The organism is Micromonospora sp. DT231, from assembly GCF_049847025.1.
Classification (GTDB): Bacteria; Actinomycetota; Actinomycetes; order Mycobacteriales; family Micromonosporaceae; genus Micromonospora.
On record NZ_JBNCNO010000011.1, the window covers coordinates 188,432 to 201,737 of the forward strand.

Below are 13,306 nucleotides of genomic sequence, written 5' to 3' on the forward strand. Positions count from 1 at the left end.
GGCATGTCGACCGCGCCGTCTCCCGCACCGGGCACCACCAGACGGGCCCTTGCGGCGGTGTATGCCGCCGGCGCCGGGTCCGCCGTCGGGACCCAGATGACGACGCTCGCGCTGCCGTGGCTGGTGCTGGAGAGCACCGGCTCGGCACCGCGGGCGGGTCTGGTCTTCGCCGTGTCGGTGCTCCCCATGGCGGTGCTCGGATTCGCGGGCGGCGAGGTCATCCAACGGTACGGCGCACGCCGAACCATGGTGCTCATCGACTTCGCGCAGTTCGTGGCCATCGGTTCGATACCTGCGCTGGCCGCGGTGGGCCTGCTCAGCTTTCCCCTGCTCCTGACGATCGTCGCGGTGATCGGCGTACTCGGAGTGCCCTACTTCGCCGCGCAACGTGACCTGGCCACCGAACTCGCCGGTCCGGACCCGAAGGCGCTGATGCGGACGAACAGCGTGCTGGAAGGGTGCTTCAACATCGCCGCGTTGGCCGGCCCGGCCGTAGCGGGCGTGCTGATCGCGACACTCGGCGCGGAGAAGGTGCTGTTGTTCGACGCCGTGACCTCGGCGGTGTCGGGTCTGCTGTTGTGGTGGTTCATGCCGCGTTCGCGGCCGGCGACGTCGGCACCGCAGGAGCGGCAGACCCCGGACCACTCGGGAATCCTGGCCGGGGTACGCGCATTGCTCCGGGACGACTTCCTGCGACGGGTGATGGTCACGACCGTCAGCTTCGGCTTCCTCATGCGGGTCCTGATGCTCGCGCTGCCGCTGCTGGCGTTTGCCCGCTTCGCCGGCGATGCCAGGGTTGGTGGGCTGCTGCTCTCCGGCTTCGGTGCCGGCGCGGTCGCCGGGGCGGCCGTCAGCTATCTGATCGGCAGCCGGTTGTCCCCGACGATGGTCTTCGGGCTGGCCGCCTTCCAGCTTGTCCTGCCCTGGTGGGTGCTGCTGTTCGACGTGCCGGTGCCGGTCCTGGTCGCCGCGCTCGCGGTGTCCGGTGCGGCGCTTCCGTTGTCCAACGCTCCGTTCTTCAGCATCCTGGCCACCCGGTTCGCGGCGGACATCCGAGCGAAGGTGATCCAGGCGGTCATGACCATCAGCAACATCGCCGGCCCGCTGGGCTTTCTGGCCGGCGGGATGGCGATCGGCCGCTTCGGCGTGACGACGACCCTGCTCGTCCTCGCGGCCCTGTCCACCCTCGCTGCGGTCAACCTGGTGGTGGCACTGCGGCACTTCGATCCGGTGGCGCTGACCAGCCCGCAGCCCGAGCCTGCGGTGGCGGCTGCTCGGTAGCCCGCTCGGGCCCAGTGCCCGCGAACCAAGGGTGTTTCCTCGCGGAACGGTTCACCCGACATACGTGAAGGATGTGATGTCCGGGCCGACGTCGGCCCGGACATCACCGGGTGATGACGCGGGGGAAGCGCCCTGGTGCCTGGTCCTCCGACGACGATCGCGCGGGCGTAGCTTCAGCCATGCACTGATGGGCGCGGTTGCAGGTTCGCAACCGCGCCCATCAGGTGGCCGGTGGGGTGCCGGCCGGGCTCGCATTCTGTCGGGTCGAGGCACTCCTCAGGCCAGCGTCGACGGGGTTTCCGTCTCGATCGCCGCGACGGCCAGCAGCCGACCGCTGGCGGAGTCCCGCAGTTCCAGGTCGGCGATCTCGGAGAGCGGGTCGGTGACGTTCTGCCACCTCCGGGCGGTGACGGTGAAGAGCGAGCCCAGGTCGGCGTTGCCGAAGAAACCCACCTTCTGATCGATCACCCGCCGCTGGAGGAACTGCCGCTCGGTGCGGCCGAGCCCACGCCACAGACGCAACAGCGCCGTGTCGAAGATCGAGAAGTACGAGGCGAAGTAGACCAGACCGGCGCCGTTGATGTCCCGCACGGCGTCCAGTGCGTACTCGAAGGACAGCTCGCCCCCGGCGACCGCGAATCCCGGCGGCGCCGGAGTGAGGAAGCTGCCCGCACCGCGGGCGCGGCCGACGAGCGTACGCGGTGAGAACTGATTGGGCAGTCGTGGCAGGTCGGCGTTGTCGAAACCATCGGGGATGGTTTCGGAGAGAACCCGGTTGCTGCCCGGATTGCCGCGCGCGATCCACCGGTTGAGCGTCTCCGCGTACATGCACTCCGGGTCCGGCGTCTCGTAGACCTCCGCCGGATCGAGGAACGCGGTGCCGAGGCCGGAGCCGGCAGGCGCGAGCCGGTGCAACGTCAGAACCGAGCCGCCGCCGAACTGGAAGACCCTCGACGTCACCTCGAGCTCGTCACCGAAGGTCAGGCCGTGCGGATGAACGACCTTCCCGCCCCGGACCCGGTAGTAGTAGAACGAGAGGTAGGTCGGTTGGCCTTCGGCGGTACGGGCGGCGTGCACGTTGGTGCGGCAGGTCTCGGCCACCGATTCCCACGTCCAGTCGCCGATCCGCCCGAAGATCAGAGAGCCACCGCTGCACATTCCCGGCGCGACGATCACCTTCCGGTGAAGGGCTGTGTTCTCGGGCATCATCTCAGCGCTCCAGTCGTGAGTAGTTCCGGTGCGTTGCGGACGCGCCACTGGTGTACCGCCGCGAGGAACGCGTCGTTGTCCGAGGGCGAACCGAGCGACACCCGGACGCCCTCCCCGTCGAAGACCCGCAGCTCGATTCCGACCCGGGCACACCAACTGCCGAACGGGCCCGCGTTCTCGCCGAGCCGGAGCCACAGGAAGTTGGCCTGGCTGGCCGGGACCGCGAAGCCCTCGGCCAGCAGGGCAGCCCGCACCCGGGTCCGCTCGGCGATCGTCTGCCGGACCCGCGTCAGGAGCACGTCCTCAAGGGCGAGGGCGGCGACCGCCGCATGCTGGGCCGGCGCGCTCACCGCAAAGGGCAGCGTCATCTCGCGCAGCGACGCCACGATGCGCGCGGCGCCGATGAGATAGCCGACCCGGAGCCCGGCCAGGCCGTACGCCTTCGAGAACGTGCGCAGGACCACCAGGTTGGGATACCTGTCGTGCAACGCGAGACCGCCGGTGCCCATCGGCTCGTCGACGTACTCGAAGTACGCCTCGTCGAGGGCGACCAGGCAGGTCGGCGGGACGCGATCGAGGAACGCGCGCAGCCGGTCCAGGCCGAGCAGCGTACCCGTGGGGTTGTTGGGGTTGCAGATGACGACCACCCGGGTCGTGGCGGTGATGCGATCGGCCATGGTGGCGAGGTCGTGCACGTCGTCGGCGAGTGGCACCCGCTCCGAGTGGACCCCCAGATGGCCGGCGAGGATCGGGTAGTACTCGAAGGAACGCCAGGCGTAGACGGCCGTCGCACCCGGCCCGGCGAGCTGGAACACCGCCTGGAGCAACGCACAGGATCCGGCGCCGACGGCCACCCGGTCCGGTTCGACACCGTGCCGCCGGGCGAGCGCCACGGTCAGGTCGGTACACGCCGGGTCGGGATAGCGGTTGACGTCCCGGCTGCTCGCCGCAACCGCGGCGACGATGTCCGGCAACGGGCCGTGCGGTGACTCGTTGCGCGACAGGGTCCGGGTGACGGCATGGGACGTTCCGGCGGTCGGCCCCGCGGCCTCACGCACGACAGCGCTCCGCGACCAGCTCGGCGATATCGCCAACCGTCGCGAGTTCCAGCAGTTCGTAGTCGGAGACGTGGATGTCCAGCCGCTTGCTGAGCAGGTCCGACAGCTCGACCACGGCGAGGGAGTCGAGGCCGACCTCGACGCGACCGGCCGTGGCCACGACGTCCTCGGCCCGCATCTGCAGATCCTCGACCAGGATGGTCTTGAGTTGGTCAAACATGGCTCGCCGTCCGTCCAAGCTGACCCGTGGACCCGGCACGCAACGCGAGCGCCACGTCCTCGATGAGGTCCTCCTGCCCGGCCACTGCCTGTAGGCGGCCCAGTTCGAAGAAGACGTCGCGCGGGTCGACGCCCTCGCGGGCGGCGACGTCCAGCACCCGGTTCTTGAAGCCGGAGAACACTCCGGCGAGACCACTCACCACGCCGATCGAGTCGATGGTGGGCGGCGCGGGCATCAGCTCCCGCTCGGCGATGTCCGCCGCGTCCAACAGCCGATAGAGATCGATGCCGGTGTCATAGCCCAGCCGTTCGAGCACGGGCACGAGAACTTCCAGCTGCGTGTTGCCGGCCCCCGCGCCGAACCCCCGGGCGCAGGCATCCAGGATGGTGGCGCCCGCCTCGGCGGCGGCGATGGAGTTCGCCACCGCCATACCGAGATTGTTGTGCCCGTGGAACATCACCGGCACGCTGACGGCGGACCGGATGGCCGCGATCCGGGTGCTCACGTCCTGCGGCAGATAGTGGCCGGAGGAATCGAGGATGCCGACGCCTGTCGCACCGAACTCGACGAGCCGCGCGCACTCCTCGGCCAGGCGCTCCGGACCGGCCATATGGCTCATCAACAGCACGCCGTGTGCGTCGACGCCCGCGTCGCGCAGCAGCCCGAGGTGCCGTTCGGCCAGGTCGCTCTCGGTGCAGTGGGTGCCGATACGGACGAGGTCGACGTCGTACGAGACGGCCAGCCGGATGCTCTCGGTCGTGCCCCAGCCCGGCAGCATGAAGACGCCGAGCTTGGTGGTGGTCAACGCATCCCGGACCACCGACAGCATCGCCTCGTCGCTGAGCAGGGCGCGGCCGGCTTGCAGGGACGAGGCGCCCAGGCCGTTGCCGTGTCCCACCTCGACGACGGGTACCCGGGCGGCGTCGGCGGCGGCAGCGTACGCCCGAAGTTGCTCCCGCCCGAGCTGGTGGCGGACGGCGTGGTGCCCGTCGCGCAGCGTCGGGTCGTGGATCAGGATGGGTGGTCTCGGCGAACTTTCGGCAGCTTGCTGGCTCATGACACGACCTCCATGGCCTCGATCGGTCGGCGTTGCGCCGCCCAACGCTCGGCCACCCGGATCGCAGCCGAGTTGATGATGTCGAGGTTGCCCGCGTAGGCGGGTATCTGGTCGCCTGCGGAGGTCACCTCCACGGCGATGAACGCCTTGTTGTCGTTCACGATGCAACTCGTCACCCGGTAGCCGGTGGCGAACGCACGGACGTCGGCGGCGGCGGACGCCACGAGCGGGTGCACCGACTCGTGGGTCAGGCCCTCGCCGACCAGCGACATGGCCACCCTGAAGGTCGCCGGAGGACGAGCCGGGCTGACGTTGAGGATGGCCTTCACGTCCCCGACGCCGGTGAACTCGCGGAGCGCGTCCTGAGTGGTCTCCACGTACTCATCGAGGTTCAGCCTGGTTCCGCGGCCGACGCTGAGCGTCGCGGCGGTCGCGACCACCTCCACGTAGTCGATGCGGTGCGCTCGGGTGATCGCTCGTACGATCGGCACCGATGCCTGCCCACCGCAACTCACCATGTTCAGGTCGCGGTGAGCGGCGGCCTCCGCGCCGTTGACGGTGGGGACGACCATGCGCCCGATCCGGCTGGGTGTGAGGTCGATCAGCAGCGTGCCGAGCGGTGCCAGCGCCTCGGCGTGCTCGGCGTGCGAGCCGGCGTTGGTGGCGTCGAAGACCACGTCGAGCGGTTCGTCGAGGTCGGCAAGTGACGACAGACCCCGGCTGGCGGCCGGCAGCCCCAGCCGAGCGGCCCGCTTGAGGCCCGGGCTGTCGGCCGTCCGGCCGGCGACGAGGCGAAGGTCTAGTGCAGCGGACCGCTCGACCTTCACCGCCAGGTCGACGCCGATGAGTCCGGCGCCGAGCACTCCAGCTGACAGCCGTCGTTCTGAGTTCATCGAGGAGATCGCCTTCCTATCCGCGTCGGGACTATGTGTTGGTGACGTGCAGAGTGACCGAGCCCAGATGATCGAATTCGGCGGTGTAGGTGTCACCGGGGCTCAACGGGACCGCGGCGTGCAGGGCGCCGGTCATGATCAACTGGCCGGCCTCCAACGTGACGCCACTGTCACCCAGCAGGTTCGCCAGCAGCGCCACCACCGCCACCGGGTTGCCCAGGGCGTCGGCGCCCTGACCGGACGCGACCAACTCCCCGTTGCGACGGAAGGCCATTCGCACGAGCCGGTAGTCCAGCTCCGCGCTGGCCGGGATCGAGCGTCCCAGCACGGCCGCGCCATTCGAGGCGAGGTCGGCGATCGTGTCGCCCAGCCGGATGCGCCAATCCGTGATCCGGGAGTCGACGATCTCGAGACCGGCGATGACCTCTCCGATCGCCGCGTGGGCCTGCTCCACGGTGACGCCAGGACCGGTCAACGGCCTCGCCAGCCGAAAGACGATCTCGGCTTCCACCTTCGGCGAGATGAACTCGCCGCGAGCGAAGCACGCCCCGTCCGCGCGGACGGTCGAGGCGAACACCGGGCCGTAGTCCGGGGCGTGGACCCCGAACATCTCCTGCATCGAGGCGGAGGTGAGCCCGGCCTTGTAGCCGATCACCCGTTCGCCGTCGGCGATCAGCAGCTCGGTCAGCCGGCGCTGGACGGCGTATCCGCCGGCCGCGTCGAGCGTGGGGCAGGCGTCGGTGAACGGAGCGATCGGCACGCGGTTGCTCCGCGCCTCGTACAGGGCCATGGCCATGCGCTCGGCGTCGTGCTCCGCCACCGTCGCTGCTCCACCGTTCCGGCTCATCGCGTGGCCACGAAGAGGCGGCTGCCGGGCATTCCCAGGGCGGTGCTGGCCACCTCGGAGAAACCGGCCTGCCGGAAGAGTTCGCGCCACCGGTCCTCGGTCGGCAGCCGTACGCCCATCGAGCTCTCGTGCAGGTAGCTGAAGAGGGCGCTGAAGGCGCGTTCGCCCGGCGTGTCCACGTACGGCACCGCGTCGGTGACCACCAGGCAGCCGCCGTCGGCGAGGTGCTCGCGGCAGGCCCGCAGGACGCCTGCGAAGACCTCGGGATGCTGAGCGACATCGTGCATGACGAAGCCGGCATGGATGATGTCCGCGCCGTCGAGTGGAGCGGGGTCGTCGACGAGCGTCTCGACGGACCGGTTGACCACCGTGAGCCGGTCGTCCACCTGGGCGTGGCGGCCGGCGCGTTCGGCCTCCTCGCACGCTCCCGGGCTGAGGTCCAGGGCCACGCCGGTGCTGGTGGGCAGCTCGGTCAGCAGCCGGATCAGCAGCGCGCCCGCGCCGGAGCCGAGATCGACGATGTGTCGGGGCTTGCGGCTGATGATCTCGGACAGCACTCCGGGATAGAAACCGCGCGAGCCGATCCAGCGGGACGACACCGCCACCCGTCTGCCGTCGCGCTGGTGCTGGCGGCCGGCCGCGTCCGGCTCACGCAGAAACCGCTCCGCGTGATCGATGTACGGCCGGTTCGCGCTGAGCGACCAGGAGAGGTAGCCCGCCTCGTACCGCCGGTCCGCGAGCTCCGCGCAGGGCGTGAACGGCCCGGTCTCGGCGTCGCGCTCCAGCAGCCCGGCGGCGGACATGGCGCGCAGGAAGAGGAGAGCGCGAGCTTCGGGAACGCCGGTCGCGGTCGTTGCCTCGGCCAGCGTGAACGGCGTCCCGCGATCGAGTAGCGGCGAAAGTCCCAGATTCTCGGCGATCTCCAGAAGAGTGGCATTCGCCGCAAGGTCTGCGGCGATGTCACTGACGTCAGAACTAATCACTGGTTCACCCACGTCCTGCTGATTCGGCAATTTTTCGGTATCGGCCCTTGCTTTTCCGATTCGTGTCCGTCCAGGTAGGAAGGCCGGCGATGAGGTGACGGCCTCCATCAACCGCTCCTTCCGTAACGGCGGCAATCGACGTTCTCGGCACGGAACCACAACGGTTGTCAATGTGCCACGGAAACACGGATCGCCTGCAGAGAAGAGTCGGCAGACATACGGGAAGGCTGCCGCCACCGGTCGGCCGCCGGAGCAGCCGGCCGTCGCCCGACGGGCAGGACGACCGGCGCTGACGCGACGATGGCAAGTCGATGCTCCGCTATCAGGCTGCGCCGACGGCCGACAGCGAGTCGACAGCGAGTCGACAGCGACCTGTTAGTTCGTCGCGGAACCATCCGGCCAGGACATTCCGACGCCACGCCACGCCTCGGCGTGACGACGAAGGAGGCGTGATGGGCGAACCGATGTGGGTCAACGTCATGGCGACCGACCCCGTGCTGGAAGCGGGCGTGACGAGCGCGATGCTCGGGTGCCCGGACATCGTGGTGGTGACGACGCGGGAGAAGGCGGCGGTCACGGTCCTGGTGGTCGACCATCTGGGCCAGGACGCGCTGGATTCGGTGCGGGCCGTCCGCACCGGCGCGGACCGGCCCGAGGTGGTGCTCGTCGTGCCCGAGGTGGAGCCGGCTGACGCGCTGCGAGCCATCGCGGCGGGTGCGCGCGGCCTGCTTCGACGCCGGGAGGCGACCGCCGAGCGGCTCACCCGCACCGTGCTGGCCGCCGGTGAGGGGGACTGCACGGTCTCGCCGGACATGCTCGACCGGTTGCTCGCCGCGCCGGCGGTTCCGGCCGGCACCCTGGCGTCGAACATCAGCGACCGCGAGCGCGCGGTGCTGCGGCTGATCGCCGAGGGCCGGGAGACCGGTGAGATCGCCAAGGAGCTGTGCTACTCGACGCGAACGGTGACCAGTGTCGTGCATGACATCACGCGACGATTCCGGCTGCGCAACCGGGCCCACGCGGTGGCCTTCGCCCTGCGGGCCGGGATGTTGTGAACGGCGAACAGGAGAAGATCATGATGGCATTGACTGCACACGTGGTGGCCCCGAACGCGACCATCCGGGCCGAGGTGCTGGCTGCGCTGCGGTGTGCCGGCGTCACACCCGTGCCCGACCCGTACGAAGCACCGGACACCGTCATCCTCACGGCGGTCGACACGGTGCATGAGGCGCTGACGGCCTGCCCGGCGCGGCCGCGGTCCACGGCGCAGCGGACGCTGCTGGTCGCCGACCGCTTCTCACCGACGGACGTGGTACGCGTACTGCGTTCGGGGACTCTGGTGATGCTCCGCTTCGCCGACGTCACACCGAGCCGACTGGCCGCCGCGGTGCAGGCCGCCCGGCACGGGGAGGTCCGGCTGCCGCACGAGGTGCTGGTCGGGGTGCTCGGTGGCACCGGTACGCCGAACCAGGCCGAAACGTCCTGGCCGGCCGGCCGGTCGCCGCTGACGCCCCGTCAGACGAGGGTGCTCGCGTTGATGGCCGAGGGCCAGGACAACGCGATGATCGCCCGGTCGTTGCTGTGTTCCAACCACACGGTGAAGAACGTCATCTACGACATGATGGCGCGGTTGCAGGTTCGCAACCGCGCCCACGCCGTGGCCTGTGGGGTAGCGGCCGGGTTGATCTGAGCCCGTCGTGCGTGGGTGCACACCGGCGTGCAGCCACGGACGACGTGTCACTCGGGTGCGGTTGGTCGTTTCGACGGTCGGCAGCGGAGCTGCGCGGGCGAGGCGACCGTGCCGTCGTCACCGCTCGGCTGGCCGACGGCGGTCAGCCGAGCGGCATCCGGTCACCGATGACCCGCAACAGATCGGCCGGCTCGGTCGCATAGCTCAATCCGGATCCGGGCAGCTGCACCAGATCGGTATCGCCGTACGCCGACCAGCCGGCCACCACCTCCGCCTCGATGCCCTGGTCCAGCCACCGAATCGCGGTCAGCGGACAGCGCAGCGGCGCCGGGTGGGGCACTTGATAGGCCCGCAACGCGGGCAGTTCGGCCCGGAGCGCCCGTGCGCCGGCCGCGACGATCGACGGCAGCGGGATGGTGCCCATGGCCACTGCGGTCGCCAGCACCCGCTCGGTCAGTTCGTCGTCGGTCGGTTCGGTGTGCGCCTCGCCGGCATAGCGACTGAGGAACTGGGGTGCGGGACAGCCCGAGACGAACAGACGCAGCGGTGCCGGCGCGCCCTGCCGGTCCAGCTCGACCGCGACCTGGTAGCCGAGCAGCGCGGCACCCTCGTGGCCGAACAACGCGAACTTCTCGACCCCTCGGCGCTTGAGGTCCGCCACGAGCTCCGCGGCCCGCTCCGGCAACCCTGAAGGGGGCTGGGCCGCAGACCGCGTTCCCGGTGCTTCGCCGCCCAGGTCGCCCACGACCGGCGGGCGGACAACGCACCATGGGCCGACGGTGTCGGGCCATCGGTCGAACTGGAAGTCACCGTTACCGGCGCTGGGTATGCAGATCAGCGTTGCGGTGCCGACATGCGGAGCGGTCCGCTGGTCCAACCATGAGGCCATGAGGAGGGTCGCCTTCGTTGACGGAGAGTAGGCAATTCTTGCCCAACCGTCGTCCCGTGCACCTCCACACCGCTATCACCGATCGGGTAGGCAGCCGCCGGCGAGGAAAGCGTCGTGATGGGGAGCCGAAAACGGCCGGCCATAGCTTCGTTTCTGTCGGCGGCAGCCGGCACAAGAACCGAAGCAGACAAGGGGTACTGAGGTGCTGGTTTCAATGGTTTCCGGTCCGCGCCTGATCGTCTCGTCGGCCACGTCGGTGGTCGCTGTTGCCGGTGACACGCCGTGGGGCTGATCAGTCTCTCCCGGGCAGGCCGACGGAGGGCCGCCGCAGCGGTGTCCCTCCGTCGGTCAGGTGCCACCTTCCTCACGAAGTCGGAAATGGTTCGGCCATCGCCACGGCTATCTTGCGTGGCCCGGTGAACGGCTCACGGGCGTGAGCCGCAAGCATGTTGTCGACGATCAGTACGTCGTCGCGCTCCCAGTCGAAGCGGCGCTGGGCGGCTCGGTAACAGTCGCGCAGGTGCGCCACGACCTCGTCGGGGATTCGCCCGCCGTCGCCGTAGTACGTGTTGGTGGGCAGGTCCGCCTCGTCGAACATCTCCCGCAGCCCCTCGCAGTCCTCCTCGGGCAGCGTGGTCACGTGGAAGAACGTGAGGTGGTTGAACCAGACGGTCTCGCCGGTCACCGGGTGCTGGTGCACCGCCCGGCGGCGGGCCGTCGTACGCAGGCCGTTGCGCCCGACCCACTGGACCTCCGCACCGCTACTCGCGCAGTAGCGCTCGACCTCCGCCCGGTCGGTGGTGTTGAACGCCTGCTGCCACGGCACCCCGAAGCCCTCGGTGAAGTTGCGTACCACCGTCCAGCCGCGCCGGGTGAATTCCTCCAGCACGCTCGGATCGATCGACTGTAGGATCCGGCGGGTGTCGGCCAGCGGCGTGGCACCCTGCGTGTCGGGCGGGGTGATGCAGTAGAAGAACAGCGTCAGCGGCCAGGTCGCCTGGTACGAGTTCTCGTTGTGCAGGAAGATCTCCTCGGTCGCGGGGTAGTCCGTCGAGGTGTAGACCTGGCCCTCGATGGTGCTACGCGGTGACGACCGCTCGGCGTAGGACAGCGGCGCACCGGACACCGCCCGGACGACCCGTTCGAACCCGCTGACGCTGCCGATGTCGAAGCCGCGCAGCAGGACCGCGCCGTGGGTGTGCAGCTGCCGACGGACCGATTCCCGGATCCCGTCGATCTGGCTCTCGGCCGGTACGCCACTGCTGGGCGCGGTCAGTACAGCGGGCAGTATCGACTCATCGCTTGATACCGCGGGTATGAGGCGTACGGGCGTGACTTTGCTCGTGGTCACCGTCGGCTCCCTTCATTGCATCTGGTGGTCGGGTCGGATCAACAGGGCTCCGGGTCGCCGGCTCCGACGTGTCGGCCGGATCCCTGGCGGCAGACGTCGAGCCAGGCGGCCGGGTCGTCGGGGTTGTCCGGGACGCGTTCGCAGATGACGTAGCGCCGTGGTGTCATCGCCGTCGGATATGCCTTCACCGCTGCCAGGCAAGCGGCGTGGGCCTGTTCGGGGGTGCGGATGGCCTCGGTCCGCGCCAGATGAGCGACCAACGGCAGGCCGTCCACCTCCGCGAAGATCCTGGCACCGGTCGACGGCAGGCTGTCGTCGAGCAACCGTTGCACCTCGGCCACCTCGATCCAGCAGCCGTCTACGAGCAGCCAGCCGGGGCCCCGCTGTACCGGGCTGAGCGGGATCGAGTCGCGGATCCCTCGGGCGCCGAGGTCAGCGGACCCGGCCGCGATCAACAGGTTCTCGACCGCCAGGAGCAGCGATTCGGCCTCGTCGTCGGGGATACGGCCGGTGTCGCTGCTCCAACAGCCGAGACGCAACTGTCCGTCGGTGTCGTAGAGATCGAAGCGGATCAGCGTGGTCCCGGCGGGCATCGGCTGTCGCCGCAGCTGCGTCGCGCGTCGCGCGGCGACCAGTTCATCCGGCGTGGGTACCGGTGCCGTGAACCGTCCTGCCGCCCGACCGGACTCGATGACAAGGTTGTTGAACAGCGGTTCGCAATCGAATACGATGCCGCGCTCGTGCTCGATGCGGCGTGCGATGGCACTCTGCCGGTCCACGTCGTAACGGCCGTGCCGGCTCGCGTCGACCACAGCAGCCCACGCCTGCCGGACCAGCCGGTCGAAGGTGGTGTCACTGATCGTGAGCGTGATCGACGCGAGCTGCGCGAGGCTGCCGACGTGCTGCCGAAGGTGCGGCTCGAAACGATTGGCCGACAGGGTGGGGAGCACGAGTTCCCGTACGCCGGTCCGGTGCGAGAGCACCGCGCCGATCGCCGCCAGCACGACGCTGGCGCGACTCGTCCTGGTGCGCGCCGTCACCGCTCGCAACGCCATCCCGGCTGCGGTGGAGGTCATCTCGACGGAGACCGACCCGGTGCCGGCGGCGACCCGCGGGACCGGGTACAGGCACTGCGGGGTACGGGCGAACCGGTCTTTCCAGTAGCTCAGCACCGATTCCTCGTGCCGCAGGGCCTTGGGCGAACGTTCCAGGGCGGCCAGGTCCAACGGCTGGATTGGTGGTCCGCCGGCCGGTCGTGCATCGCGGTCACGGATCAGGTCCGCGAACTCCCGCTTGATGATCTCCATGGCCTGGTAGTCGACCGCGAGATGCGAGCAGCCGATCACCGCGGCCTGCACCACCCCGGCGGAGCTGGTGGACGCGTCACCGGACGACACCGCGAGGGCGACCCGGACCGGCAGTTCGCCGATGCGGTACGCCCCCGCGGCGCGCAACCGCCGGGTGAGGTCTCTGGCCAGGCTGGCCCGGTCGACGAGTTGTGGGTCAGCGGCCTCGATCGCGTAAACCTCGACGACAAGCTCGCCGGTGGCGTGCACGAGCTGCTGCGGTTCGAAGCCGTCCACGTAGGTCGTACGCAGTCCTTCGTGCCGCTCGATCAGGACCGCGAGTACACGGGCGACGTCATCGACCACGGTCGCGGCCGGAATGTCGAGTTCCCCCGCGACGGCCGCGAAGAACTGCTCCGACTCACGACGCAGCCACTGCAGAATGTTGTACTGGCCGATGTTGAGGGGCCCCTCGGCCGATCGCGTTCCGTGGAACCGCACGGTCACCGGTGGCCGTGGGACCAGGCTCACCGATCGCCCCC

General features: G+C 69.7%; 13 protein-coding genes. 3 read left to right on the forward strand and 10 right to left on the reverse strand.

The features are described from left to right. Positions 1–3 precede the first annotated feature (3 nt). Positions 4–1,281 carry an MFS transporter gene (locus ACPXBU_RS25585; RefSeq protein ID WP_425759966.1) on the forward strand — a complete coding sequence of 426 codons (1,278 nt, stop codon included), beginning with the start codon at positions 4–6 and terminating at the stop codon, positions 1,279–1,281. A gap of 276 nt (positions 1,282–1,557) precedes the next feature. Here the strand turns inward: ACPXBU_RS25585 and ACPXBU_RS25590 are convergent, their stop codons facing one another. Genes ACPXBU_RS25590 through ACPXBU_RS25620 form a run of 7 tightly spaced genes read right to left on the reverse strand, consistent with a single transcriptional unit; the run spans position 1,558 to position 7,656 of the window. Continuing rightward, positions 1,558–2,487: an LnmK family bifunctional acyltransferase/decarboxylase gene (locus tag ACPXBU_RS25590; protein ID WP_425759967.1), complete on the reverse strand. Its 930-nt coding sequence runs from the start codon at positions 2,485–2,487 to the stop codon at positions 1,558–1,560. After that, on the reverse strand, positions 2,487–3,548 hold the full coding sequence (locus tag ACPXBU_RS25595) for a histidinol-phosphate transaminase (protein WP_425759968.1): 1,062 nt from the start codon (positions 3,546–3,548) through the stop codon (positions 2,487–2,489). Before ACPXBU_RS25595 ends, ACPXBU_RS25590 begins: the two co-directional genes overlap by 1 nt. Then, complete coding sequence (locus ACPXBU_RS25600; RefSeq protein WP_425759969.1) at positions 3,541–3,768, reverse strand: acyl carrier protein; 228 nt, start codon at positions 3,766–3,768, stop codon at positions 3,541–3,543. Before ACPXBU_RS25600 ends, ACPXBU_RS25595 begins: the two co-directional genes overlap by 8 nt. After that, on the reverse strand, positions 3,761–4,825 hold the full coding sequence (dmpG, locus tag ACPXBU_RS25605) for a 4-hydroxy-2-oxovalerate aldolase (RefSeq protein ID WP_425759970.1): 1,065 nt from the start codon (positions 4,823–4,825) through the stop codon (positions 3,761–3,763). The genes ACPXBU_RS25600 and dmpG overlap by 8 nt, the downstream gene beginning before the upstream one ends. After that, the gene (locus ACPXBU_RS25610; protein WP_393248291.1) at positions 4,822–5,718 is read right to left on the reverse strand and encodes an acetaldehyde dehydrogenase (acetylating); all 897 of its coding nucleotides are present in this window, start codon (positions 5,716–5,718) and stop codon (positions 4,822–4,824) included. Before ACPXBU_RS25610 ends, dmpG begins: the two co-directional genes overlap by 4 nt. A gap of 31 nt (positions 5,719–5,749) precedes the next feature. Next, positions 5,750–6,538: a 2-keto-4-pentenoate hydratase gene (locus ACPXBU_RS25615; RefSeq protein ID WP_425759971.1), complete on the reverse strand. Its 789-nt coding sequence runs from the start codon at positions 6,536–6,538 to the stop codon at positions 5,750–5,752. Between the two features lie 23 nt (positions 6,539–6,561). Beyond that, the gene (locus ACPXBU_RS25620) at positions 6,562–7,656 is read right to left on the reverse strand and encodes a class I SAM-dependent methyltransferase (RefSeq protein ID WP_425759972.1); all 1,095 of its coding nucleotides are present in this window, start codon (positions 7,654–7,656) and stop codon (positions 6,562–6,564) included. Positions 7,657–8,000: 344 nt separating this feature from the next. Here ACPXBU_RS25620 and ACPXBU_RS25625 point away from each other — a divergent pair, with 344 nt between their 5' ends. Both ACPXBU_RS25625 and ACPXBU_RS25630 read left to right on the forward strand, forming a co-directional pair. Beyond that, positions 8,001–8,603 carry a response regulator transcription factor gene (locus tag ACPXBU_RS25625; RefSeq protein WP_425759973.1) on the forward strand — a complete coding sequence of 201 codons (603 nt, stop codon included), beginning with the start codon at positions 8,001–8,003 and terminating at the stop codon, positions 8,601–8,603. A gap of 20 nt (positions 8,604–8,623) precedes the next feature. After that, positions 8,624–9,238 (forward strand): helix-turn-helix transcriptional regulator, encoded by a 615-nt coding sequence (locus ACPXBU_RS25630; protein ID WP_425759974.1) that lies wholly within the window; start codon positions 8,624–8,626, stop codon positions 9,236–9,238. A gap of 142 nt (positions 9,239–9,380) precedes the next feature. Here the strand turns inward: ACPXBU_RS25630 and ACPXBU_RS25635 are convergent, their stop codons facing one another. From ACPXBU_RS25635 to ACPXBU_RS25645, 3 genes are all read right to left on the reverse strand, one after another. Further along, on the reverse strand, positions 9,381–10,127 hold the full coding sequence (locus ACPXBU_RS25635) for a thioesterase II family protein (protein WP_425759975.1): 747 nt from the start codon (positions 10,125–10,127) through the stop codon (positions 9,381–9,383). A gap of 364 nt (positions 10,128–10,491) precedes the next feature. Further along, positions 10,492–11,445 (reverse strand): TauD/TfdA family dioxygenase, encoded by a 954-nt coding sequence (locus tag ACPXBU_RS25640; RefSeq protein ID WP_425760047.1) that lies wholly within the window; start codon positions 11,443–11,445, stop codon positions 10,492–10,494. A 71-nt stretch (positions 11,446–11,516) separates the two neighbouring features. Beyond that, positions 11,517–13,295, reverse strand: coding sequence for a condensation domain-containing protein (locus ACPXBU_RS25645; protein WP_425759976.1), 1,779 nt, complete (start codon positions 13,293–13,295; stop codon positions 11,517–11,519). Positions 13,296–13,306 lie beyond the last annotated feature (11 nt).